21 protein-coding genes and 1 tRNA gene are annotated in these 25,006 nt (G+C 59.3%); 15 read left to right on the top strand and 7 right to left on the bottom strand.

Annotated features, from left to right (window positions below; all coding sequences use genetic code 11):
• Positions 1-85: 85 nt before the first annotated feature.
• Together HBN54_RS18200 and HBN54_RS18195 are read right to left on the bottom strand one after the other, a co-directional pair.
• On the bottom strand, positions 86-1,462 hold the full coding sequence (locus tag HBN54_RS18200; RefSeq protein WP_168674654.1) for a DUF4270 family protein: 1,377 nt from the start codon (positions 1,460-1,462) through the stop codon (positions 86-88).
• Positions 1,452-2,450 (bottom strand): Kelch repeat-containing protein, encoded by a 999-nt coding sequence (locus HBN54_RS18195; RefSeq protein ID WP_168674653.1) that lies wholly within the window; start codon positions 2,448-2,450, stop codon positions 1,452-1,454. The genes HBN54_RS18200 and HBN54_RS18195 overlap by 11 nt, the downstream gene beginning before the upstream one ends.
• A 196-nt stretch (positions 2,451-2,646) precedes the next feature.
• Here HBN54_RS18195 and HBN54_RS18190 point away from each other — a divergent pair, with 196 nt between their 5' ends.
• Together HBN54_RS18190 and HBN54_RS18185 are read left to right on the top strand one after the other, a co-directional pair.
• Positions 2,647-3,069: an EamA family transporter gene (locus tag HBN54_RS18190; RefSeq protein ID WP_168674652.1), complete on the top strand. Its 423-nt coding sequence runs from the start codon at positions 2,647-2,649 to the stop codon at positions 3,067-3,069.
• Between the two features lie 237 nt (positions 3,070-3,306).
• Positions 3,307-4,608, top strand: coding sequence for a T9SS type A sorting domain-containing protein (locus tag HBN54_RS18185; protein WP_168674651.1), 1,302 nt, complete (start codon positions 3,307-3,309; stop codon positions 4,606-4,608).
• A gap of 48 nt (positions 4,609-4,656) precedes the next feature.
• On the opposite strand, the gene HBN54_RS18180 is transcribed toward HBN54_RS18185, so the two are convergent.
• On the bottom strand, positions 4,657-6,879 hold the full coding sequence (locus HBN54_RS18180) for a TonB-dependent receptor (RefSeq protein ID WP_168674650.1): 2,223 nt from the start codon (positions 6,877-6,879) through the stop codon (positions 4,657-4,659).
• Between the two features lie 156 nt (positions 6,880-7,035).
• On the opposite strand from HBN54_RS18180, the gene HBN54_RS18175 reads away from it, so the two are divergent.
• Together HBN54_RS18175 and HBN54_RS18170 are read left to right on the top strand one after the other, a co-directional pair.
• Positions 7,036-7,506: a hypothetical protein gene (locus HBN54_RS18175; RefSeq protein WP_168674649.1), complete on the top strand. Its 471-nt coding sequence runs from the start codon at positions 7,036-7,038 to the stop codon at positions 7,504-7,506.
• 13 nt (positions 7,507-7,519) lie between these two features.
• Positions 7,520-8,398: a hypothetical protein gene (locus HBN54_RS18170; RefSeq protein ID WP_168674648.1), complete on the top strand. Its 879-nt coding sequence runs from the start codon at positions 7,520-7,522 to the stop codon at positions 8,396-8,398.
• 152 nt (positions 8,399-8,550) lie between these two features.
• On the opposite strand, the gene argH is transcribed toward HBN54_RS18170, so the two are convergent.
• The 3 genes from argH to argB all read right to left on the bottom strand — a co-directional run bounded on the left by argH (position 8,551) and on the right by argB (position 11,823).
• Positions 8,551-9,861, bottom strand: coding sequence for an argininosuccinate lyase (gene argH, locus HBN54_RS18165; protein WP_168674647.1), 1,311 nt, complete (start codon positions 9,859-9,861; stop codon positions 8,551-8,553).
• Between the two features lie 124 nt (positions 9,862-9,985).
• A complete protein-coding gene (locus HBN54_RS18160) occupies positions 9,986-11,053 on the bottom strand; it encodes a M20 family metallo-hydrolase (RefSeq protein WP_168674646.1) in 1,068 nt (355 codons plus the stop codon).
• A complete protein-coding gene (argB, locus tag HBN54_RS18155) occupies positions 11,041-11,823 on the bottom strand; it encodes an acetylglutamate kinase (RefSeq protein ID WP_168674645.1) in 783 nt (260 codons plus the stop codon). Before argB ends, HBN54_RS18160 begins: the two co-directional genes overlap by 13 nt.
• Before the next feature lie 423 nt (positions 11,824-12,246).
• Here argB and HBN54_RS18150 point away from each other — a divergent pair, with 423 nt between their 5' ends.
• From HBN54_RS18150 to HBN54_RS18105, 10 genes are all read left to right on the top strand, one after another.
• Positions 12,247-12,831, top strand: coding sequence for a GNAT family N-acetyltransferase (locus tag HBN54_RS18150; RefSeq protein ID WP_210428107.1), 585 nt, complete (start codon positions 12,247-12,249; stop codon positions 12,829-12,831).
• Between the two features lie 100 nt (positions 12,832-12,931).
• Positions 12,932-14,116, top strand: coding sequence for an argininosuccinate synthase (gene argG, locus HBN54_RS18145; RefSeq protein WP_168674644.1), 1,185 nt, complete (start codon positions 12,932-12,934; stop codon positions 14,114-14,116).
• Between the two features lie 157 nt (positions 14,117-14,273).
• Positions 14,274-15,263 carry an N-acetyl-gamma-glutamyl-phosphate reductase gene (argC, locus tag HBN54_RS18140; protein WP_168674643.1) on the top strand — a complete coding sequence of 330 codons (990 nt, stop codon included), beginning with the start codon at positions 14,274-14,276 and terminating at the stop codon, positions 15,261-15,263.
• A 146-nt stretch (positions 15,264-15,409) separates the two neighbouring features.
• Complete coding sequence (locus HBN54_RS18135) at positions 15,410-16,549, top strand: aspartate aminotransferase family protein (protein ID WP_168674642.1); 1,140 nt, start codon at positions 15,410-15,412, stop codon at positions 16,547-16,549.
• Positions 16,550-16,935: 386 nt separating this feature from the next.
• Entirely contained in the window at positions 16,936-18,084 is a 1,149-nt protein-coding gene (carA, locus tag HBN54_RS18130) for a glutamine-hydrolyzing carbamoyl-phosphate synthase small subunit (RefSeq protein WP_235955593.1), read from the top strand.
• Between the two features lie 84 nt (positions 18,085-18,168).
• A complete protein-coding gene (locus HBN54_RS18125; protein ID WP_168674641.1) occupies positions 18,169-18,498 on the top strand; it encodes a hypothetical protein in 330 nt (109 codons plus the stop codon).
• A gap of 67 nt (positions 18,499-18,565) precedes the next feature.
• Complete coding sequence (locus HBN54_RS18120; protein WP_168674640.1) at positions 18,566-18,856, top strand: GIY-YIG nuclease family protein; 291 nt, start codon at positions 18,566-18,568, stop codon at positions 18,854-18,856.
• A gap of 102 nt (positions 18,857-18,958) precedes the next feature.
• Positions 18,959-22,189: a carbamoyl-phosphate synthase (glutamine-hydrolyzing) large subunit gene (gene carB / locus HBN54_RS18115; RefSeq protein WP_168674639.1), complete on the top strand. Its 3,231-nt coding sequence runs from the start codon at positions 18,959-18,961 to the stop codon at positions 22,187-22,189.
• Positions 22,190-22,228: 39 nt separating this feature from the next.
• Positions 22,229-22,696, top strand: coding sequence for an SMI1/KNR4 family protein (locus tag HBN54_RS18110; RefSeq protein ID WP_168674638.1), 468 nt, complete (start codon positions 22,229-22,231; stop codon positions 22,694-22,696).
• Between the two features lie 219 nt (positions 22,697-22,915).
• On the top strand, positions 22,916-23,860 hold the full coding sequence (locus tag HBN54_RS18105; protein ID WP_168674637.1) for an N-acetylornithine carbamoyltransferase: 945 nt from the start codon (positions 22,916-22,918) through the stop codon (positions 23,858-23,860).
• 230 nt (positions 23,861-24,090) lie between these two features.
• On the opposite strand, the gene HBN54_RS18100 is transcribed toward HBN54_RS18105, so the two are convergent.
• Positions 24,091-24,163, bottom strand: a tRNA-Lys gene (locus tag HBN54_RS18100).
• Positions 24,164-24,361: 198 nt separating this feature from the next.
• Here HBN54_RS18100 and HBN54_RS18095 point away from each other — a divergent pair.
• On the top strand, positions 24,362-25,006 hold the full coding sequence (locus HBN54_RS18095; protein ID WP_168674636.1) for a hypothetical protein: 645 nt from the start codon (positions 24,362-24,364) through the stop codon (positions 25,004-25,006).

Raw genomic sequence — 25,006 nt, 5'->3', positions numbered from 1 at the left:
GACCGGCTCACTACCCGCCAATAACAACCTGATTGATAACCGCCAAAATTATTTTAGCAATTCCCGGGCAATGAGCTGCTGAAAATTAATGGCTGAGAAAATACAGCTCCAGCCGCAGGCGGTTCTCGCTGCGCCTGGGGCCGCCCAGCACCACCCGCTCCGGGCTGGTGGGCGCGGCCGATGCCAGCAGCACGCCATCGTTGTCGAGCGTGCGGTCGACCACCGCCTGGCAATAGGCGGTGATGGCGAAGTTGTAGGAGCCCGTTTCCAGGCCGGTCAGCGTCGACACGCTAGTCAAATATGGAATGGCGACGGCCCCCACGGCCAGGCCCTGCTGATTGCCGCGCCCGGCCAGGTACGGAACCAGGCTGCCGGGCGGCGGCAGGTAGCGCGTGGTGGAGCCCGGTAGCACTTCGAGCACCAGATGCGCCTGCACAATGGTGATGCCGGAGCCAAAGGCGCGCAGGTTATTCAGGTATGGAATCTCGACTTTGGTCTGCAGGCCCAGCGCGCCATCGATGTAGCTTTCCTGGGCGGTGCGCGACACGTCGAGCGCCTGCAACGAAGTAGTGAGCGGCGCGAGCAGCGTGCCCGCGCCGTCGGTGGCTACCTGGTAGAAATGCTTGGCACCCGCCGCCAGGGTAAAGTCCTTCGCGAGGGCCGTGAGCGGGTCGAGGGGCAGGTGCGTGTACAGGCTCAGGGCGGCCCCGGCGGTGCTCACCTGGCTGCGGAACAGGGCCGCATCGTCGGCCGCGCCGGGCGTAATGGCCAGGCCGGCCAGCTGGTTGTAGAGCTGCTCCTCGGTTTCGAGGCGGTGAGCTTTGCCGGCGGTCAGCAGCTCCTGGCCCAGGGCATCGGCCAGACGCAGGCGCAGCGTGGTCAGCTTGGGCCTGATGCGCAGGGCGCGGGTGCCCGTGCCCTGGTTGAGCACGGCCGCATCGTAGCCCAGCTGGCTGAAGGCGTAGTACGTTTTGGCCGTCACGAAAGGGTCGCGCAGGCGGTGCACTTCCACGGTTTGCAGCCGGGTAGTGTCGCCGTAGCGGTACGTATCGGGCTTCAGCACCAACACCAGGGAATCAAACACTTCGTCGGTGGTGGGGGCGTAGGTCGCGCCCAGTCCCACCCGCACAAAGCTGCGGGCCGTGATGGTGCCCAGGCGCGGGTCGTGGTAGCGGCCCACCAGCAGGTTGTCGGTGGTGGAAGTGGCTATCGAGTCGTGCAGCACCGTGGCCACCCGCACCGTCAGGGTGTCGACGTAGTAAGCCGTGCTGCCGGTGCTGGTGGCGGGCAAATCGAGCGCGATGTTGCCCACTGGGTCGCAGGCGGCCGTGGCGGCGGCGGCCACGGCCAGCAGCGCCAGCTGCAGCCCCCGCCGCCACCAGCCGGCCCCCGCCGGCCGGCCGGTGGCGGGCCCTTTCCCGCAGGAAGTGCCCGCCTGGGTAGCGGGGCGCTTAGTCCACATCGGTAGCGGGCTCCAGTTTCCAGAGGTCGTCGTAGCGGATGCTGCCGCCCACGCCCAGCCCGACGTAGCCGTAGTCGCCCAGGCCAAAGGCCACCGCCAGGGTGCGGGAGGCCCCGCTGAAGTCGGTTTTCTGGTACCAGTTGTCATCCGTGGGGCTGTAGGCCCAGCAGCTGAGCAGCTGGGTGTCTTTGCTGCCCAGCGTGACGTAGCCGGTATTGGCAATGGTGAAGGCCACGCCGTAGGCCCGGGGCACGGCGCTGAAGTCGAAGCCGGTGCCGTTGGTAGCGGTACCCTCCAGCTTGCGGTGCTCGGTCCAGGTTTCGGTGGTGGGGTTGTAGCTCCAGTTATCGGTCTGGTACGTGCCGTTGTCGAGGCCCGTGCAGATGTAGCCCTCGTTGTTGGCCACAAACGCCACCGCTCCCAGGCGCTTGTTGCCGCCGAAGCTGGGCTTCTGGGTCCACACGTCGGTGCCGGGGTCGTACTGCCAGAAGTCTTTCTTGTAGTTGCCGTCGTAGCCGGTGCCCACGTAGCCTTTTTCGTTAATGCTGAAGGCCACGGCGCTGTAGCGGCCGCTGCCGCCGAAGTCGGCCTTCCGGGCCCAGGCGTTGGTTGCGGGGTCGTATTCCCAGAAATCCTTCAGCCGGTTCAGGCCGTCGTAGCCGGTGCCCACGTAGCCCTTGCCATTGGCGGCGAAGGCCACGGCCTGGTAGCGCCCCACGCCCGGAAACGGCGCTAGCTGCTTCCAGGTATTGGTGCCGGGCACATACTGCCAGAAATCGGTGTACTTGTCGGTGCCATCGGTGCCGAGGCCCACGTAGGCCTTGCCGTCAATCACGAAGCTTACGGCGCCGCTCCGGGCCAGGCCCTCAAACTGCGAGCGGCCATACCAGGCCCCAATGACAGAGTCGACATCCGTTGAATCTTTGGTGCAGCTGTTCAGGCTGGCTAAAATCAGCAGCAATACTGCCAGTAATCGGGGTGTTTTCATGGGAAGCTGAATGGTGATTTGTGCCTGTAGGAGGCCAGCCACGCCACTTCCGGTTGCAGGCGCCCTTTCCCCGGATGCCTTATTTTCTCCCAAACCAGGGTTTTCCACCTCCTAACGGGCTACTATCATCGCCCAGCACGTAGCTTTCATTGGTCACCGGTGCCTTTTCAAGCTCCACTCCTTTTCCCCTCTGATTATGGCTTCCTGGATTCCCTACGCCCTGCTTTCGGCCCTGTTTGCGGCCCTCACCGCCATTTTTGCCAAAATCGGCATCAAGGGCGTCGATTCGGATTTGGCCACGGCCATTCGCACGGTCGTGATTTTGCTGCTGGCCTGGGGCATTGCCATGGCGCGCGGGGCCACGGCGGGGCTGCCGGCCCTTACGGGGCGCACCTGGCTGTTTCTGGTGCTATCGGGCATCGCCACGGGGGCGTCGTGGCTGTGCTACTTCCGCGCCCTGAAGCTGGGGCCGGTAACGAAGGTGGCCCCGGTCGATAAGCTGAGCGTGGCGCTGGCCATGTTGCTGGCAGTGGCATTTTTGGGCGAAACCATCAGCCTGAAAGGCGCGCTGGGCGCGGGGCTTATTCTGGCCGGCACCGTGGTGCTGGTGTGGGCCTAAGCATCACCGATTAATGAAACTAAGCTGAGCAGCAAACGCTCAGTCAGACTTCTCAAAGTACCATGGTGGCCCCCTGCATTTGCAATGCAGGGGGCCTTTCTGCATTTACATACCTGCTATATACTAAAATCGGCAAATCACTTACCCGGGCTCAATAAATTGCATCTTTTTTATAATATTTACCATTGTGACTTTAATTACGTATTTTCATTATATTCATATTAACAATCAAACGCCATGGAAAAGATTATTACTTACCTATCCCTGACCATTATGCTGTTGCTTGGGCGAGCTTTTAGCAGCCAGGCCCAATGCACGTTCACGGCCGTGAAAGACGGCGATTTCTACGACCCTGCGACCTGGACGGTGTCCGGCTCAAAATGCACCAGCACAGCCCCCGTTTCCAATAGCGACGCGACCATTGTCATCAACGGCTTTAACGTAGTGCTGAATGGAAACTACGCCGTGGACAAAAACGGCTCCATCTCCCTGCTGGGCGGCGGCTCGCTCATTGGCGGAGCCAACCTGACGCTGGGCGATGGCAGCGGCGGCCCCACCGATACCAACCTGCTGGTGGGCGCGGGCAGCACCCTGCGCGTGGCCCAGCTGACGGTGGACAAAGCCAAGGTGATGGTGATGGCGCAGGGCACGGCGGCTACCCCCACCCTGCTTAGAACCGACTGTAACCTGATATTGGTAAACTCCGACATCATTGATAACAGCCGGGTGATTATCAACGGCAGCATCGACCTGACCCGCGGTGGGGCCGATAATACGCTGTGCGGCACGGGCAGCTTGCGCATTGGCGGCTGCGTATTCGGCAATAACGGAGCCTTCAAAAAGCTGGCTGCCAACTGCGCATCCTCTCTCGTCACCGTGTGCGCCCTGCGCCTTACCGCTGGCTGCCCCGGCCCCATCGATGCCACCAACAACTCGGAGCTGGAATGCCAGAGCCTGGCGGTGTGCTCTGGCCCACTCCCCGTCGAACTGGTGATGTTTACGGCCACCGTAACCGGGCGGCAGGGCGTGGCCCTGCGCTGGGTCACGGCCTCGGAGAAGAACAGCAAGGAATTCGTGGTTGAGCGCTCGGCCGATGGCAAAACCTTCAACGCGCTGCACACAATGGCGGCCGCCGGCAGCACCCAACTCCGCACCACCTACGACTACACCGACGAGCAGCCGCTCTTCGGCACCAGCTACTACCGCCTCCGCCAGGTCGATTTCGATGGTACCACGGCCTACTCGCCCGTACAGACTGTTCGCCCGGGCAGCGCCAACGCCGAAGGGCTGGCCGTGTACCCAGGCAGCCAAGCCCACCAGTGGGTGGTGCGCACCAGCCTGCCCGCCGAAGTGCTGGCTACCGGCCCGGCCACCGTGCGCGTGTTCGATGCCCTGGGCCGCAGCCAGCAGATAACCTGCACGCCCGAAACCGGCCAGACCGGCCGCTGGCTGCTCGACCTGCGCGCACTGCCCACGGGCATCTACATTGTGCGGCTGGTATCGGCAGCGGGCTCGTTCAGCCAGCGTATTGCGCACTAGCAATTAACTAACATTAAGGCCGCCTGCGCTTTCGAGCACGGGCGGCCTTTATGCTTTGGCCCAGCGCCACGTGAGCGACACGTTGAACACGCGGCCTTCCACGGGGGCCCACAGCTCGCGGAAAACCGGGTTGTCCAGCGGGGCGAGCACCACTTTTTCCCGGCGCGTCTGGCGGTAGTCAAGCAGGTTTTCGCCGTTCAGGGCCAGCGTGAAATTGCCCGTGTGGTAGCGCAGCAGCGCGGCAAACAGCGGGTAGCCGGGCGTGGTGCGGCCATCGGACAAGTATTGCTGGCCGATATAGGAGGCTTCGAGGCCAGCGCTGAACGCATCGGTAAATTCCACCAGCCCTACGGCCGCAAACTTGTGCCGGGCGGCCAGCGGCAGGTGCGGGTTTTGGGCATCGTACTGTCGGCGGGCATCGGTGAAAACGTAGCCGAGGTAGAGCTCGGTTTCGTCTGCCCGCAGGCGCACGTAGGTTTCGAGGCCGCGCGTGGAGAGCGGGGCGGCGGCATTCTGCCAGGTAAGGTAGTTGGCCTGGAATGGCCCCGCAAAACCCAGGCCATTCAGCACCAAAGGGTTGCCTAGACGGGTGAAGAAAAACGACTGATTCACGCTCAGCACCAGCGGCTCGTCGAAGCCGTCGAAGGTGTGCTGGTAGTTCACGTCGCCGTTCAGGCCAAAGGAAGTTTCGGCGCTCACGCCCTGCAGGGCCTTCACCAGGTGATAATTCCGCTCGTCGAGGCTGTTGATGTAGGGCACCGGGGCGCGGTAGCCCAGGCCGCCGTTCAGGCGGGCCGTCACGGATGGGCTGGCTTTGTAGAGCAGGGCCAGCCGGGGCAGCACGAAGGTGCCGTACTGGTTGTGGTGGTCGAGGCGCAGGCCGGCCTGCAGGCTCAGGCGCGGCAGCACGCGCCAGTCGTCCTGCACAAACGCGCCCAGCGTGTGGTAGGTGTAGGGGCTGCGCAGCGGCGTGGCGCTGCGGTTGAAGGAGGCCAGCTGCTCGCCGTTGGCGTTCAGGCCCACTACCAAAAGGTGGCGCGGGCCGGCCGCGTGCAGGTAGCTGGCCTCGGTGTAGTAAGTGGTTTGGTAGGCGGTGAAGGCGTTGGAATTGGTGTTCACGTCGCGGATGAAATCCGTAATGGTGCCTTTGATGGTGAGGCGGCCGCCGGCCAGGCTGTCGTTGCTGTAAAGCAGGTCGGCGGTATTGCGCAGGCTGGTGTTGTCGATGAAGAAAACGTGGCCGCTCACAGGGTCGAAGCCGTTTTTGAGCACCTCCACGTCGCCGGCCCGGCGGCTTTCCAGCGTGCCGGTATAGCCCAGCGCCACCTGGCTGTGGGCGTTGGGATAGAAAAACAGGCGTGGGTGCAGGTTGAGGCTACGCACCCGGGGCACGTCCACGAAGCCGTCGCCGTCCACGTCTTTTTCCTTTTGATTGACGAGCCCCGCGAAAACCGAGTAGCCCCAGCGCCGCCCGCGCCGGGCCGCAAAGCCATTCAAATCCGTTTCGCGCAACGTGGTTTGGTTGAAGCTGGCAGCGTATTGCGGCGTGCCCAGCGTGGGCGTTTTGCTCACCAGGTTCACTAGGCCGGCAATGGCCCCGCCGCCGTACAGCGTCGAGTTCGAGCCTTTGATTAATTCCACCTGCCGCAAATCGAGCGGCGGCACCGTAAGCAGCCCAAACGAGCCCGCGAAGCCGCCGTACAGCGGCAGGCCATCGCGCAGAATCTGGGTGTACTGCCCCGGCAGGCCCTGCAGGCGCAAATCCAGGTTGCCGGTGGTAGGCGAAGTGGGCTGAATCTGGGTGCCCGCGATATCGCCAAACAAGCTGGCAATACTGGCCGGTCGGATGCTGCTTTCCTCCTCCATCTCCTCGGCCCCCAGCACCTCCACGCGGGTGGGCAGGTCCTCGATGCGCGAGTTGGTGCGGGTAGCAGTCACCAGCACTTCCTGCTCAATCTCCACGCCGCCCGGGGCCAGCAGCAGCGTGAGCCCCTGCCCGGCCGCCGGAGCCACCGCAAAGCGCGGCCGATAGCCCAGCGCGGTGATGCGCAGCCGCGTGCCAGCCGCCGGGGCGGGCGCGAGCACGGCCGTTCCGGTAACATCGGTGGCGGCTCCAGCGCCCGTGCCCGGCACCACCACGCTGGCCCCCACCAGGGGCTCGTGGCGCAGCGAGTCGCGCACCTGCACGCGCAGCATCCCCTGGCCGTGGGCTACTGCCGGCAGCAACCCAAGCAGGCATATCAGTCCATAAATGGCAGCGCAACGAAGCATAGCAGCAGGGAGAATGAATAATAATCCGAAGGCGGAAAAGCCTGCAAAATTAGACCATTCAAAGGTGCTGATTTTGAAGGAAAACTGTTTTTAGCCCAACTGTAAGGTTTGTCGGGCGTCTTCGTCTGGCCCGGTCCCACTTACTGTAATCGCCTTATGAAAAAGCATTTTCCCTCCCGACTTGGATTGGCCCTGCTGGCCGTAGGTAGTCTGGCCCTGGCCAGCTGCAATAAGCGTACTGATGCCAGTCCGGCCCCGGCCTCGGCCGCGCCCGCCGGAATCACCTACTCCACGCTGCGCCAAGGCACTGTCTCGGCCCAGGGCGGCGTTTCGAGCGGTGGCGGGGTGGCCCTGGTGAAGGGCAGCGACGGCAACGAATACGTGCAATTCAAAACTGATTTTCACTCCGATTTTCACACCGGCTCGCTGGGTATTTACTTGGCCAAATCCAGCGACCTGATTAAAAATCAGCGCGCCGCCGACCCGGCCAGTGTGGTGCGGGTGGGTACCATCACGCAATCGGGGGCGCAGCAGCTGGCTGTGGCGGGCATGTCGGCGGGTTTCTCGCACCTCATCCTGCACTGCGATGCGGCCCAGTACAACTTCGGCGCAGCCACGCTGCAATAAATCCTTCGCTATTATGGAAAAAATCTTACTCGGGCCCGTTTGCCATTTGCGCTATGCCAGTCGGCTGGCCGGCGTCGCCATCACGCTGCTGCTAGCCGCCGCCCCTGCCTGGGCCGGCGGCGGCTGGACGCGCCAAAAAGGCCACGGCTACGCCAAAGTCGGCCTCACGCTGGCCAATACGTCCAAGTACCACCCGCTAGCGGGCGGCATCATCAACACGGCGCAGTTCCAGCAGCAGGTGTATAGCCTGTATGCCGAGTACGGCCTCACCAACCGGCTCGAAGCCACCCTGAACTTCCCCTTCTTTCGCCGCGCCACCTTCCCCAGCACCAGCCCTGGCCAGGGCGTGGGCGACCCCGAATTTGGCCTGCGCTACGGCGTGCTTACCGGCAAGTGGCCGCTAGCGGTGCAGGTAGCCGCCCAGGCCCCGCTGGGCAACCCCAACGCCGTGGGCATCGTGAATAATGACCCTGCTAATTTCGTGTACCTGCCCACCGGCAACGGCCAGTGGAACATCTGGACCCGCGCCGCGCTCTCGCACACGCTCGGCACGCTTCCGGCCTTCATTACCCTCGAAGCCGGCTACAACTTCCGCACCGCCGGCTTCACCAACCAGTACAGCTACGGCGCGCAGCTTGGCTACAAGTTTTTCGACAAGCTCTGGCTCACCGCCGCCGTCCGCACCCTCGACAATGTGCGCGCCCCCGACCCCGCCAAACTGGCCCGAATCGGCCTCGGCGAAGGCGTGGCCTACTCCGCCGCCAGCCTCGGGGCCAGCTACGCCATCACCAAGCGCATTGCCGCCACCGCCGATGTAGCAGCGGGCTTCGGCAAGCTGCGCAACGTGTATTCGGGGCTGCAAAGCACGTTTGGGGTAGCCGTGGAGTGGTGATACGCCTTCGGCTTAATGAGGAATGTGTCATCCTTAATCTGGCGTCCGCGCAGCGAAGGACCTTATCACGTATGCGCCACGCGGCGACTCCCGCGCATTGTTCCGCGGTCATAAGGTCCTTCGCAAGCTCAGGATGACACATTCCTTATTCCTCATTTCTGATTTTTAAACAGCTCGCTCCCCTCCTGCCACCGCGCCACTTTGGCCGCAATTTCTGCCAGCCCCAAATTGTGGATACTGCCCAGATGGGTGGTCTGAAACTGGCGGTGCGGCACGTAGCTGCCGTCCTCCACGCTGCGCCCCACCTGCTGGTAGGCATCGCGAAACGGCACCCCGGCAATAATTAGCTGGTTGATATTTTCGACCGAAAAAATCGGGTCGTATTTGGCCTGCTCAATTACGCCTTCCTTTATTTTGATTTCGGGCAGCGCAAACAGCAGCATATCCAGCAAATCGGCAAACTGCATCATCGGCCCAAACAGTAGCTCCTTCAGCAGCTGGAAGTCGCGGTGGTAGCCGCTGGGCAGGTTGCTGGTGGCCAGCATAATGTCGTTGGGCAGCGCCTGGAGGCGGTTGGCGTGGCCGCGCACCAGTTCAAATACGTCGGGGTTTTTTTTGTGCGGCATGATACTGGAGCCGGTAGTAAACTCCTTCGGCAGGTTCACGAAGCCCAAATCCTGGCTATTGTAGAGCACCAAATCATACGCCAGCTTGCCCAGCGTGCCGGCCGCGCCCGCAATGGCAAAGGCCAGCGTTTTCTCGGTTTTGCCGCGTAGCATCTGCGCGCCCACGCTGCTCACGGCCACGCTGCCAAAGCCCATTTCCCGGGTCGTCATTTCGCGGTCAATCGGGAAGCTGCTGCCGAAGCCCGCGCCCGAGCCCAGCGGGTTCTGGTCGGCCACTTTGTGGGCCGCCTCAAATAGCGCCAAATCCAATAGCAAATGCTCAGCATAAGCCGAAAACCACAGCCCGAAGCTGCTCGGCATAGCCGCCTGAAAGTGCGTGTAGCCCGGCAGCAGGTCGTTTTTGTGGGCCTCGGCCTTTTGCAACAACACTTCCACCAGTGCCACTATTCTGGCCGAAATCTGCTCGGCATAATCCTTCAGGAAAAGCTGAATAGCCGTCAAAACCTGGTCGTTCCGCGAGCGGGCGGTGTGAATTTTCTTGCCTGCATCACCGAATTTCTCGGTCAGGTAAGATTCGATTTTGGAATGCACGTCCTCAAAATCGTCCTCAATCTGGAACGTGCCCGAGGCTACCTGGGCCAGTAGCTCATCCAGGCCCGTAACCAACTGCTGCCGTTCTGCTTCCGAAATCATGCCCACTTTAGCCAGCATATTGGCTTGCGCTTTCGAGGCCCGCATATCGAACGGCGCGAGGTACATATCCAGCACCCGGTCCTGGCCCACCGTGAATTTTTCGATGGTATCGTTTACCGAAAATCCTTTTTCCCAAATTTTCATAATTGCATGTCTAAATCATCTGTCATGCTGAGCCTGCGAAGCATCCTATCACGCCTGCACGAGTCGTCCAACGGTTCGTTCAGCGGCAAAGGATGCTTCGCAGGCTCAGCATGACAGACGAATATTAAAATTTAAAATCCGTCAGCAGTTCAATGTAATCCCGAATTCCCGCTCGAATTTCACTCACCAGAATAAACTCGTCCGGTGTGTGCGAGCGGGCACTTTCGCCTGGCCCCATTTTCAGCGTTTCAAAGGGCATCATCGACTGGTCCGAGAGCGTCGGCGAGCCGTAAGTCGTCTTAACCATCGCCAAACCTTTCTGAATTAGCGGGTGATTTTCGTTGATGCACGAAGAATTTAAATGCGTGGAGCGCGGCACAATTTCCGACTGCAGTTTCTCCCGCAGGAAATCAATAATTTTCGGATTTTGGTACAGCTCATTGGTTCGCACGTCAATCACAAACTGACACCTATCCGGCACTACATTGTGCTGCGTGCCGGCGCTGATTTGCGTCACCGTCATTTTCACCGGCCCCAGCAGCGGCGACACGTCAGGAAACTGAAATCCCCGCAGCCACTGAATATCATCCAACGCTTTGTAGAGGGCATTTTCACCTTCCTCGCGGGCGGCGTGGCCGGTTTTGCCGTGGGCGGTGCAATCCAGCACAATCAGACCCTTTTCGGCGATTGCCAGATTCATTCCCGTGGGTTCACCCACAATTCCCAGGTCGATTTTCCCTAATTCCGGCAGCACGCTACGGATGCCATTGGCACCCGAAATTTCCTCCTCGGCGGTGATGGCGCATATCAGATTAAAGGCATTCGATTTATTCTGAAAATATAGAAACGTAGCCAGCAAACTCACGGCCGAAGCACCCGCATCATTACTACCCAAACCGGTTAGTTTATCCCCATCCAGCACTGCGCCAAAGGGGTCGGCCGTCCAGCCCGCACCGGGCTTCACCGTGTCGTGGTGCGAGTTGAGTAATACCGTCGGTTTGCTCGCGTCAAAATGCGCCGAAACGGCCCATACGTTGTTCTGTTGCCGCTTTGCGACTACTCCGTGCGCCAATAGAAACTCCTGAATCAGCGTGGCAGTGCCGGCTTCTTCGCGGGAGAAAGAGGGTGTTTTTATGAGCCGGATTAATAAATCAACGGCCTCATTGCTTAGTTGCTCAATTAATTCAGCCATAGCGTCGTTTTCAAATCCTCATTGATGTGCAGCGCGTGTTCGATAATAACTTTATCAACGCCGAATTGCAGCGCGTCAAACGCATTTTCTAATTTGGGCAGCATACCATCGGCGATAATGCCACTTTCTTTTAATTCAGCGTAATCCGCAAGATTAATTTTCATAATCACGGAATCATCGTCGTTAATATCCGTGAGCACGCCGCGCTTTTCAAAGCAGAAATGTAATGCTACTGCGTATTTCTTACTTAACGCTTTGGCAACGGAAGCGGCAATGGTATCGGCATTGGTATTTAATAGCTGGCCGTGGCCGTCATGATTAATCGGGCAGAAAACCGGCGTCAAACCGAGCGTCAGAAACTGATGCACCAATTCTGTGTTTACACTGGCCTCGCTCAGGTCGCCTACGAAACCGTAGTCGATATCACGCACCGGGCGCTTCACGGCCTGAATCACATTGCCATCGGCACCACTGAGGCCCAACGCGTTGACGCCATGACTTTGCAGTGCCACCACAATTTGCTTGTTGGTCTTACCGGCGTAAAACATGGTTACCAAATCCAGCGTGGCGGCGTCGGTAATGCGGCGGCCGTTTATCATGCGCGGGGCGATGCCGAGATTTTTCATCATTTCGCTGGCGCCTTTACCACCGCCGTGTACCAGAATTTTCGGCTCCCTAATTTTGGAAAATAAGCGCACGAATTCCAGCAAGTCAGCCTCGCTGTCAATTATACCGCCACCTATTTTAAATATTCTTAATTCAGGTTTCATCACTACTTCATATTCGCGCAAACCCAGCGTCGGGCAAGGGCTATTTTAAAAAAACCACCGGAAAGGTTGCAGGCAAAAGTAGGAGCTTTTACCTTTGTGCCAGAATTGAACTACTTGGTTCGCTGCTTCGTTAAAGCGCCGAATCACTTTGATTTTCATCATGCCCCTCCTCGTTTCCACGCCTTCGATGCTTGCCTCCGCCGTTCGGCCGGGTGCAGCCGGCGTGTGCCAAACGACTTGCGCGCTGGTGCGACGACCCTAGCGGCTTCAGCAGCCGCATGTTGGCCCCTTGGCCAGCCCCTTTTGAGCCGGGCTAGTATCCGCTCAACTTACAGACAGGTTTGGGCTTTAGCAGGAAATCACCGTACAGCAATGCGGGTTTTCCGGACAGCCACGTATCTATCCCTAAGTTTCTAATTATCAATGACAATTCGGGTTGCAACGGAGGCGGACGCACAGTACGCTGAACAATTATGCCAATGGTACGTCGAGTCGGCCAAAACGCGGGGCACCGGTATCGCCAAGCGCGAGCCGGCCTACGTGGCTAAAAAGATGGCCAGCGGCGACGGCATTATCGCCTTTGTCGACGGCGAGCTGGCGGGCTTCTGCTACATCGAAACGTTTGACGACAAGACCTTTGTGGTCAACTCAGGCCTGATTGTAAACGCCGAAATCCGCAAGGGTGGCGTGGGCAAGGCCATCAAGCAGGCTGTGTTCGACTTGTCGCGCAGCAAGTACCCGCAGGCCAAGATTTTCGGCATCACGACCAGTCTGGCCGTGATGAAAATCAACACCGACCTCGGCTACGAGCCCGTCACCTTTTCGGAGTTGACCACCAGCGAAGACTTCTGGAAGGGCTGCAAAAGCTGTAAAAACTACGGCATTCTGATGGAGAACGAGCGCAAGCTGTGCCTCTGCACCGGCATGCTCTATGACACGCCGGAGAAGCAGCTGGTGCAGCTGCAGGTACCCGATTTTAATGTTGCCGCATCCGATTCTGATGAGTAGCGGTGTGCGGTAAGCTTTAGCTTGCCGTGTGCCATGTTCCCGACGCCAAGCCTTAACTCACCATTTACGTAACGGCAAGCTAAAGCTTACCTCACTAAATATGAAGAAAAAAGCCATTCTCGCCTACAGCGGCGGCCTCGACACCTCGTTTTGCGCTGTGTACCTGTCGCGCGACCTCGATTTGGAAGTGCATACCGTCATCGTGAACTCCGGCGGCTTTACGGCCGAGGAGCTGGCCGCCATCGAGAAGCGCGCCTACGAGTTGGGCTCGGTGAAGCACGAGGTGATTGACGTGACCACGCGCTTCTATCAGGATTGCCTGCGCTACCTGCTGTTCGGCAACGTGTTGAAAAACGATACGTACCCGCTGAGCGTGAGCGCCGAGCGCATGTTCCAGTCGCTGGCCATTGCCGAATACGCCCGCGCTAACGAGGCCGACTACATCGTGCACGGCAGCACCGGCGCCGGCAACGACCAGGTGCGCTTCGACGTGGCTTTTTCGGTTATCTCGCCCAAAACGGAGATTCTCACGCCCATCCGCGACCTCAAGCTCTCGCGCCAGGCCGAGATTGAGTACCTGCAGAAACAGGGCTTCGAAATGAGCTGGGAGAAGGCGAAATATTCCATCAACAAAGGCATCTGGGGCACCAGCGTGGGCGGCGTGGAAACGTTGACTTCGCACGAGGCCCTGCCGGAAAGCGCCTACCCCTCGCAGCTGCAGCGTCACGATTCGGAGCGCGTGGAAATCACCTTCGAAAAAGGCGAGCCGGTGGCGCTAAATGGCGAAAAGATGGACCCCATCGCGCTGATTCAGAAACTGAACGAGCTGGGCTCGGCCTTCGCCATCGGCCGCGACACGCACGTAGGCGATACCATCCTGGGTATCAAGGGCCGCGTGGGCTTTGAGGCGCCCGCGCCGCTCATGCTCATCAAGGCGCACCACCTATTGGAGAAGCACACCAGCACCCGCTGGCAGCTGCTGCACAAGGACTACATCGCCAACTGGTACGGCACGCTGCTGCACGAGGCCCAGTACCTCGACCCGGTGATGCGCGACATGGAAGCCTTCCTGGAATCGTCGCAGAACCACGTGTCGGGCAAGGTATTCGTGCAGCTCCAGCCCTACCGGTTCAAGTTGCTCGGCATCGAGTCGAAATACGACATGATGCAGTCGAAAGTGGCCACGTATGGGGAAGAGAATAATGCCTGGGATGCGCGAGATGCTAAAGGGTTCATTAAGATTTTCGGTAACCAGCTGAAGATTAGTGCTAGTCTCAACGATTGACCCCACCCCCTAACCCCCTCTCCTTGGGGAGAGGGGGGACTAGCTTCTAGTTTTACTTTTTTAGCTCTAATCTCATTTAATCGCGCCGCCTTGGCTCCCCCTCTCCCGGAGGGGAGGGGGCCGGGGGGTGGGGTGCACCGGGGAGGGCGACCAAATCATGCAAAACACCAAAATCAAAGCCGGCATCGTAGGCGGGGCCGGCTACACGGCCGGCGAGCTCATCCGCATCCTACTGCACCACGAGTTCGTGGAACTGGGTGGTATCGTGAGCTCCTCGAACGCCGGCAACCCCGTGCACCAAGTGCACGACGACCTAGTGGACGAAACCGATTTGGTGTTCGCCTCCGAGCTGGCGGGCGACGAGGACGTGGTGTTTCTGTGCCTGGGCCACAACAATTCCAAAGCCTGGCTGCTCAAAAACTCCCTGCCCGCAACCACCCACGTCATCGACCTGAGCAACGATTTCCGCCTGCACGCGGATGCTGAGTTTGAAGGCCGCGAGTTCGTGTACGGCCTGCCGGAGCTGAACAAAAGCCGCATCCAGCAGGCCCAGAGCATTGCCAACCCGGGGTGCTTCGCCACGGCCATTCAGCTGGCGCTGCTGCCGCTGGCCCGCGCCGGCCGCCTCACCGATGACATCCACGTCTCCGCCATCACCGGCTCGACCGGCGCGGGCCAGAGCCTGGCGGAAACGGTGCATTTCTCGTGGCGCTCCAACAACGTGTCCATTTACAAGCCCTTCACGCACCAGCACCTCGGCGAAATCGGCGAGAGCCTAGCGCAGCTGCAGCCACAATCAGAAGCGGAGATTCACTTCATCCCCTACCGCGGCAATTTCGCGCGGGGCATTTTCGCCAGCGTCTACACGCCCTCGGATTTGACGCAGGACGAGGCGCGGGAGTTGTACCGGAATTTGTACTCCGACGCGCCGTTCACCACGGTTTCGGACAAGGAAATTCACCTCAAGCAGGTGGTGAACACCAACAAATGCCTGCTGCACGTGCAGAAACAGGGCAAGCAGCTCTTGATTACCTCGGTGATTGATAATCTGGTGAAAGGTGCCTCGGGCCAGGCGGTGCAGAATATGAACCTGCTATTTGGCCTGCCGGAAACGACGGGGTTGAATTTGAAATCAGGAACGTTCTAGCTCATCTAAAACGTCATTCCGAGCGCAGCCGAGGAATCTCGCGTGCTGACGTCAGGATTACTATTGCAACATCAGCACGCGAGATTCCTCGGCTGCGCTCGGAATGACATTCTTATTTTAACTACGCTCTGACACCACCAAAAACCATGGAGCTTTTCAACGTTTACCCCCTCGTCAACATCACACCCGTGCGGGCGCTCGGCGCGAAGCTGTGGGACGACCACGGCCAGGAATACCTGGATTTCTACGGCGGCCACGCCGTTATTTCCATCGGCCACAGCCACCCGCACTACGTGCAGCGCCTCACCGAGCAGCTGCAGAACATCGGCTTCTACTCCAACTCGGTGCAGATTCCGATTCAGACGCAGCTGGCGCACAAGCTGGGCCAAGTGTCGGGCTACGACGATTACACGCTGTTTCTGTGCAACTCGGGGGCCGAGGCCAACGAGAATGCGCTGAAGCTGGCCTCCTTCCACACCGGCAAAACCCGCGTGGTGGCATTCAAAGGCGCGTTTCACGGCCGCACCTCGGGCGCGGTAGCCGCCACCGACAACCCCAAAATCGTGGCCCCCTTCAACGCCGGCCACGCCATCAGCTTCGTGGAGTACGACCTGAAGGCAGTGGCCGAAATCCTGCGCGGCGGCGACGTGTGCGCCGTCATCATCGAGCCCATTCAGGGCGTGGGCGGCATCATCATGCCCTCCGATGATTTCCTGCAGGGGCTCTCGCTGCTGTGCGGCGCGCACAACGTGCTGCTCATTGCCGACGAGGTGCAGAGCGGCTACGGCCGCAGCGGCAAGTTTTTCGCGCACCAGCACGCCGGCATCCGGCCCGATATCATTTCCGTGGCCAAGGGCATGGGCAACGGCTTCCCCATCGGCGGCATCCTGATTGCGCCGTCGCTGAAAGCCTCCTACGGCCTGTTGGGCACCACCTTCGGCGGCAACCACCTGGCCTGCGCCGCCGCCCTGGCCGTGCTCGAAGTCATCGAGGACGAACACCTGCTGGCCCACGCCACCAAGCTGGGCGACTACCTCCGCCAGGAGCTGCTGGCCCACGCCGGCGCCGAAGAAATTCGCGGCCGCGGCCTGATGGTGGGCATCAAATACGACTTCTCCATCAAGGAAATCCGCGACAAGCTGCTTTCGGAATTCCACATTTTCGTGGGCAACGCCTCCGACCCCACGGTGCTCCGGCTGCTGCCGCCGCTCAACATCACGCGGGCCGAAGTCGACCGGTTTTTGCAGGCGCTGTACACACTTGTCCCGGCAGAAGCAAGGAGTTAAGCCGCTTTTGGCCTAACTTGCAGCCCCAATGAGTAGCACGATGAAGTTTACGAGCCATGCTCCCCTTCTAATTAGCTGCACGCTGCCGTTGGCCCCTTTTCCGCCGCAGCCGGCTGGTTCTTTCCCCGAAAGAGCGGCCACCAACTATTCCATTCAGCAGTCGTGCCCGCCCGATTTTCCGATGCCTGACATCCGGAAACGGTGTTGCGCGGAGCAGATAGACTTACCCGCTTTCGCTCCCGTTTGGCTTACAACCTGCTTCGGCTGGAACAGACCCCTGATTTATGGTTCTGTTCCAGCCGAAATTGTGTCGAGCCAGTTACAAACGCAAGTCACGCCCTGTCTCAGCCTCCATCAACGTCAACCTCTAAAACGCAAACGCCACCATGGCTTCCTCTCTCCCAAAGGAGAGGGGGCCGGGGGGTGAGGTGCACCGCCAGAACGACATGTCCCAAACAGTAAAACTCATCCTCGAAGACGGCACCGAAATCCAGGGCGAATCCTTCGGCGCCTTCACCTCCGCCGCCGGCGAAGTGGTATTCAGCACGGCCATGACGGGCTACCCCGAAAACCTCACCGACCCGTCCTTCGCCGGCCAGATTCTGGTCCTCACCACCCCCATGGTGGGCAACTACGGCGTGCCCGGCGAAGACCTCTACGAGTCAATTTCCAAAATTTTCGAGTCCGACAAAATCCATATTGCCGGGTTGGTCGTCAATTATTATTCCGAGGAGCACAGCCACTGGAACGCCGCCAAAAGCCTCGGCGACTGGCTCAAGGAGTACAACATCCCCGGCATCTGCGGCGTCGATACCCGCATGCTCACCAAGAAGCTGCGCGAGAAAGGCGCCATGCTGGGCAAAATCGTGGCCGAAGACGACGTGCCCTTTCACGACCCCAACCTCGACAACCTGGTGGCGCAGGTGAGCCAGCCCGGCGTGCAGCACTTCGGCAGCGGCCAGCACAAAATCGTGCTCGTGGACTGCGGCACCAAAACCAACATCATCCGCTGCTTCCTGGAACGCGACGTGGAGCTGATTCGCGTGCCCTGGGACTACGATTTCACGACCCTCGACTACGACGGCCTGTTCCTGAGCAACGGCCCCGGCGACCCCAAAATGTGCGAAGCCACCATTCAGCACCTCCAGAAAGCCCTGCAACAGGACAAGCCCATTTTCGGCATCTGCCTGGGCTCCCAGCTCATGGGCCTGGCGGCGGGCGGCGACACCTTCAAGCTCAAATACGGCCACCGCAGCCACAACCAGCCCGTGAAGCTCACCGGCACCCAGCGCTGCTACATCACCAGCCAAAACCACGGCTTCGCGGTGGATACCGAAACGCTACCCGCTGATTGGACGATGTTGTTTGAGAACCTGAACGATGGCACCTGCGAAGGCATCAAGCACAAAACCAAGCCGTTTTTTTCGACGCAGTTTCACCCCGAAGCCGCTGGCGGGCCGGAGGATACGGAGTTTCTGTTTGATGACTTTTTGAAAGCGGTGGTGGCCTATAAGAGTAACGCCGGGACAAAATAGAACGTCATGCTGAGCGGAGCGCAGCGAAGTCGAAGCATCTCTACCGCTTCGTTTGCCTCAATCTGAGTCTAACCATTTAAGCCCATGGACGCGAAAAACATATTCATTTCAAGTCAGCACCGACTAAAGGATTTGGATTGGTCGGACTTGATTTATGTTGGCTTAGACCACGAAAAAGCGAATGAGTATAAAGCTGAGATGGTAGCAGAATACGCTCATAAGTTATTCGACGAATCAGAAGTATATGTGATTATCGGCCGTCATGATTCTCATTTGTCAACACTAGATGAAGCCCTAAGCAAAGTGAGCACGATTTTAAAAACAGCCGATGTAATGCTATGTGATACCGCGTTTACAAAGGCTATGAATTTTGACATGATTGGCGTTATGTCTTTCGGGCAGAAACGCAGTTGACATGATTTCAACGAAGCAGTAGAGATGCTTCGGCTTCGCTCAGCATGACGTTCTAGAATCATCCAACATGTACATCTACATCCTGACCAATCAAACCCAAACTGTCCTCTACATCGGCGTCACAAACGACCTCATGCGGCGACTTTACGAGCACAGCAGTGGCCGGGGCGACGTTGGGAAATTCACCGGACGGTATCAGACGGATTTGCTGGTATACTTTGAAATCTCACCTGATGCTACGCAAGCCATAGAGCGCGAGAAACAGCTGAAACGCTGGACGCGCCGCAAGAAAGACGCCTTAATTACCGCGTTTAACCCGACGTGGCAAGCCATTGATTTAGAAACGTGGACTGGTTGATTTTGCAACGAAGCGGTAGAGATGTTTCGACTCCGCTGCGCTCCGCTCAACATGACGTTCTGATTGCTCCGCCAGACGTTCAAAAAGAATACACCCCTTAGCATGAACAAACCCAACAAAGTTCTCATCCTTGGTTCCGGCGCCCTCAAAATTGGCGAGGCCGGGGAGTTCGATTATTCCGGCTCGCAGGCCCTCAAGGCGCTGAAAGAGGAAGGCATCCGCACCATCCTCATCAACCCCAACATTGCCACCGTGCAGACCTCCGACGGCATGGCCGACGACGTGTACTTCCTGCCCGTGACGCCTTACTTCGTGGAGGAAGTCATCAAAAAAGAGCGGCCCGATGGCATTCTGGTCGCCTTTGGCGGCCAAACGGCCCTGAACTGCGCCGTGGCCCTGTACCGCGCCGGCGTGTTCGAGCAGTACAACGTGCAGGTGCTGGGCACGCCCGTGCAGAGCATCATCGACACCGAGGACCGGGAGATTTTCAAGGTCAAGCTCGACCAGATTGGCGTGCTCTCGGCCCGCAGCGTGGCCTGCACCAGCATGGCCGAGGCCCTGGCCGCCGGCGAAACCATTGGTTTCCCCATCATCGTGCGGGCCGCCTTTGCGCTGGGCGGGCTGGGCAGCGGCTTCGCCAACAACATGGACGAGCTGCGGGCCCTGGCCCGGCAGGCCTTCACGACTTCCGACCAGATTCTGGTGGAAGAGTCGCTGAAGGGCTGGAAGGAAGTGGAGTACGAAGTGGTACGCGACCAGTTTGATAACTGCATCACGGTCTGCAACATGGAGAACTTCGACCCCATCGGCATTCACACCGGCGAGAGCATCGTGGTGGCCCCTTCCCAGACGCTAAGCAACCGCGAGTACCACAAGCTGCGCACCATCGGCATCAAAACCATCCGGCACCTGGGCATCGTGGGCGAGTGCAACATTCAGTACGCCCTCGACCCCGTTTCCGAAGATTACCGCGTGATTGAGGTCAATGCCCGCCTCTCGCGCTCGTCGGCGCTGGCCTCGAAAGCGACGGGCTACCCGCTGGCCTTCGTGGCTGCCAAGCTGAGCCTGGGCTACTCGCTGGCCGAGCTGAAAAATAGCGTCACGCAGACCACCTCGGCCTTTTTCGAGCCCGCCCTCGACTACGTGGTGGTGAAGCTGCCACGCTGGGACCTGGGCAAATTCTCGGGCGTGAACCGCCAGATTGGCTCGGCCATGAAGAGCGTGGGCGAAGTGATGGCCATTGGAAAATCGTTCGAGGAAGCCATTCAGAAAGGCCTGCGGATGCTCGATACCGGCAAGCGTGGCTTCGTGGCCAACCGGCCCGAAAATATCGAAAAAGACACAATTGACAAGCTGCTGAGCGAGCCGAACGAGGAGCGCATCTTCGCCATCAACAGCGCCTTCGAGGCTGGCTACACGCTGGAGCAGGTGCACCAGCTGACGAAGATTGACCACTGGTTTTTGCAGCGCCTGTTCACCATTTTCGAGCTGGGCCAGCAGCTGGCGGCCGGCCGCGCTACGGGCCTGGACTCACTGGAAACCAAGCTATTGCGCGAGGTGAAGAAAGCTGGTTTTTCGGACCAGCAGATTGCCGTGCAGCTGCTGGGCGAGGGCGACGTGAAGGCCGATGAGCTGCGGGTGCGCGCCCGCCGCAAGGCCCTGGGCGTGCTGCCCGTGGTGAAGCAGATTGACACGCTGGCCGCCGAATTCCCCGCCAAGACCAACTACCTCTACACCACCTATCACGGCACCGAAAACGACCTGGCCCGCGAAACCGCCAAGTCCATCGTGGTGCTGGGCTCGGGCGTGTACCGCATCGGCTCGTCGGTTGAGTTCGACTGGTGCGGCGTACAGGCCGTGCAAACGGCCGCCGAGGAGGGCTACAAAACCATTCTCATCAACTACAACCCCGAAACCGTTTCGACTGACTACGACGTGAGCGACCGGCTCTACTTCGAGGAGCTGAGCTTCGAGCGGGTGATGGACATTCTGGATTTCGAGCAACCTAGCGGCGTGATTCTGAGCACCGGCGGCCAGATTCCCAACAACTTAGCCATGCGCCTCGAAGAGGCCCACGCGCCCATTCTGGGCACCACGGCCGCGCACATCGACGAGGCCGAAAACCGCCACAAGTTCAGCAGCATCATGGACGAGCTGGGCATTGCCCAGCCGCGCTGGAAGGAGCTGACCTCGCTGGAAGCCATGAACGGGTTCGTGCGGGAAGTGGGCTACCCGGTGCTCATCCGGCCCAGCTACGTGCTGTCGGGTGCAGCCATGAACGTGGTTTCCAACGCCTTCGAGCTGGAAGAATTCCTGAAAGCCGCCAAGGAAGTCAGCGCCGAATACCCGGTGGTGGTGTCCGAATTCATGCAGGAAGCCAAGGAAATTGAGCTGGACGCGGTGGCCGACAAAGGCGAAATCGTGAGCTACGCCATCTCCGAGCACGTCGAGTTTGCCGGCGTGCATTCCGGCGACGCCACCATGTACTACCCGCCCCAGCGGGTGTACGTGGGCACCATCCGCAAGCTGAAAATCATCGCCGAAAAGGTGGCCAAGCGCTACGAAATCAGCGGCCCGTTCAACATTCAGTTCCTGGAAAAAAACGGGGCCATCAGCGTGATTGAGTGCAACCTGCGCGCCTCGCGCAGCTACCCCTTCGTGTCGAAAATCTCGGGCAACAACCTCATCAAAAAGGCCACCCAAGTGCTTCTAGGCAAGCAGGTAGCCCGCGATGAAAGCGAGCGAGTGTACGACCTGCCTTTCGTGGGCGTGAAGGCCCCACAGTTCTCCTTCACCCGCCTGCCCGGCGCCGACCCGGTGATGCGCGTCGACATGGTGAGCACCGGCGAAGTGGGCTGCCTAGGCGACACCGCCGAGGAAGCCCTGCTGAAATCGATGCTGAGCGTGGGCTACAAAATCCCCGAGAAAACGGTACTCATTTCCGGCGGCCCCATCCAGTCGAAAGTGGCGCTGCTCTCCGCCACCGGGCTGCTGGTGAAGCGCGGCTACCAGATTTACGCCACCCAGGGTACCCACCGCTTCTTCGCCGAAAACAATGTGCCGTCGAGCCTCCTCTTCTGGCCCGATGACATGCAGGAGCCCAACGTGCTGACGTATCTGAAGGAGAAGAAAATCGACCTCGTAATTAATATCCCAAAGAACCTCTCCAAAGGCGAATTGGATAACGACTATAAAATCCGTCGCACCGCCGTGGACTCCGGCGTGCCGTTGCTGACGAATGCGCGGCTGGCAAAGGCGTTTATTAAGGCGTTTTGTACGCTGGGGATGAAGGATTTGAAGATTAAGAGCTGGAACGAGTATAAGGCAATGTAAATTGATAGCGCGGACTCAATAGAGTCCGCGCTTTTTTATATGGAACAAATTCTTCGCTTAAAGGCTACTTGGGAACGGAGGAAAATCAGGTCTGAATGGACGGTAAGCGAAACTGATATTCTAAAATTTGAAACTGACCGCAACGTAAACTTTCCGGAGGATTTTCGTAGCTACTTCAAGCTTGTTAATGGCATGGATGGTGAAGTAGATGATGGTTTCTACGAATTTTATTCGTTGGATAAAGTAGATGATGTCGTCACTTTATTAGGAGATTACGGCATGCCGAAACACGGCAAATCAATAGCTGTGATGGAGAATCCGGAAAATTGTTTTGTATTCGCCGATTACTCAATCAATCTTATAGCATATGTAATTAGACTAAATCATATTAATTCAAAGCGAAACGAAATTTATGCAATATGCGGAGGTGCCCATAAAATCATAGCAGAATCATTTTCAGATTTCATTTCTCTGTATTTAGAGAATTCTGATGATTTACTGATTTGACGTTACCCCCAAACTGGCGCGAGTTTAGCGCAGCGTAACTCGTGACCAGCTATGACGTGGAGGCTGTGCCTCCACTGCCGCGCAAGCGGCAAGCCAGAACTGCGCAATTTGCTTCGTTCAACGATGCCGTTCTGTTGCGAGGCACAGCCTCGCCCGAATGGCCGGCACGAGTTACGCTGCGCTAAACTCGCGCCAGTGGACTCTTACTACAATTGACCCATGAAAAACTTCACCTCCTTCGCCGATGCGGGCGACTACAAAGCCCTGTTGCAGCAAGCCCTGGAAATCAAGGCCAACCCCTACGGCTACCAGCACATCGGGCGCAACAAAACCGTTGGCCTCATCTTCTTCAACCCCAGCCTGCGCACCCGGCTCAGCTCCATAAAGGCGGCCTACAACCTGGGCGCGCAAGCCTGGGTGCTCAACGCCGGCGCCGACTCCTGGACCCTGGAAATGGCCGACGGCGCGGTGATGAACGGTGGCACCCAGGAGCACATCAAGGACGCCATCGCCGTGATGAGCCAGTACTGCGACGTGCTGGGCGTGCGGACGTTTCCTTCCCTCACCAACCGCGACGAGGACTACCAGGAAGTCGTGTTCAACAAGATTCTGCAGTACGCCACCGTGCCCTTTATCAGCCTGGAAAGCGCCACCCTGCACCCGCTGCAGTCCTTCGCTGACCTCATCACCGTGGCCGAAACCAAGCAGAAGGAGCGCGTGAAAGTGGTGCTCACCTGGGCCCCGCACGTGCGCGCCCTGCCCCAGTGCGTGCCCAATTCCTTCGCCGACTGGTTCTCGGAAATCGACTGGGTCGATTTCGTCATCACTCACCCCGAGGGCTACGAGCTGGCCGAGCAGTTCACCAAAGGCGCCCGCATCGAATACGACCAGCAGAAAGCCTTCAAGGGCGCCGACTACATATACGCCAAGAACTGGAGCAGCTACCGCGACTACGGCCAAATCCTCAGCTCCGACCCCGCCTGGATGGTGAGCGAAGCCCACATGGCCCTCACCGACAACGGCAAGTTCATGCACTGCCTGCCAGTGCGCCGCAACGTGGTGGTGACCGACGCCGTGCTGGACTCACCCAACTCCCTCATCATCCAGGAGGCCGGCAACCGCACCATTTCCATGCAAACCGTGCTGCATGAGCTGCTGAAGTAGCTGCCGGAATTCCGCAAGCGGTAATTACCGGTAAAGCCGGCACTATTCATCGCCCGGCAATCTGCTATTAATACAAGTCCAAGGTTCTCAGCCAGTAGCTCAGCGCTGCCAGCTGAGAACCTTTTTGCGTATCGGCCGGCCCACCGTCCGGCTTTGAGCTAAACCAGCCGTGGCCGGACCTACATCAATGAAAAAGCCCCATCCTGTTTCCAGAATGGGGCTTTTTGCTGTGATCCCGCTGGGATTCGAACCCAGGACCCGTACATTAAAAGTGTACTGCTCTACCAGCTGAGCTACAGAATCGGTACCTTTACCTTGGAAGGGCGTTTCCTTCTTTGGTGGTACAAAAGTACTATAGCCCTCGGAACTACACAACCCTGACTTTAAAAAAAAGTCACCCTCATTGCTGTGCGAATCCTTTTATTCTTCCTAATCTTCCTGCCTATCTGTGCCTTGGGTGCAAATCCGCCGGCAAAAAAAAAATCAGCAGCTCCCCTTTCCATGTCGCCCACCGGCCTGCAACGGGCCGATTCGCTTTTCACGGCGGGGCAATACGAGGCTTCTTTTCCTGATTATCGGCAGCAAGTATGGCAGCAGCGGCGGGTTTCGCCCGAGCTTTTGCTGAAAATGGCCTTCGCCCAGCAGCAGTTGGGGCATTATCCGGCGGCGCTGCTCTACCTGAGCATGGCGCAGGCGCGGCAGCCCCGGGTACGAACGTGGCGGCAGCTGGTGGCCCTGGCCACCCAGCACCGGCTGGTGGGCTACCCCGCCACCTGGCAGCAGGAGCTGCGGGTGCAGACGCAGCGCTACTTCTATCCGGGCTTGCAGGGCTTGCTGGCGGGCGCGGTGGTGGCCGCCGTGGTGCTGCTGTGGCGCCGGAGCCCGCGCGGTGCCTGGCTGGGCTATACTGCCTACGTTGCCCTGCTGGGGGCCTACCTGCATTTCCTGCGGCCAACGCCGACGGGGCTGGTGGCCCGCCCGGGAGCAGCCCTGATGGACGGGCCGGGCGCCGCCGCCGCCTGGCTGAGCACCGCCGCCATGGGCGACCGCCTGCCCGTGCTGGGCCGCCAGGACATCTGGTACCGGGTGCAGTGGCAGCAGCGCGTGGCTTTTGTGCGAGCCGCCGATTTGCTGGTGGTAGAGTAG

The organism is Hymenobacter artigasi, from assembly GCF_012275535.1.
GTDB lineage: Bacteria > Bacteroidota > Bacteroidia > Cytophagales > Hymenobacteraceae > Hymenobacter > Hymenobacter artigasi.
Note: the sequence above shows the minus strand (reverse complement) of the source record. Positions and strands in the feature narration are given on the sequence as shown.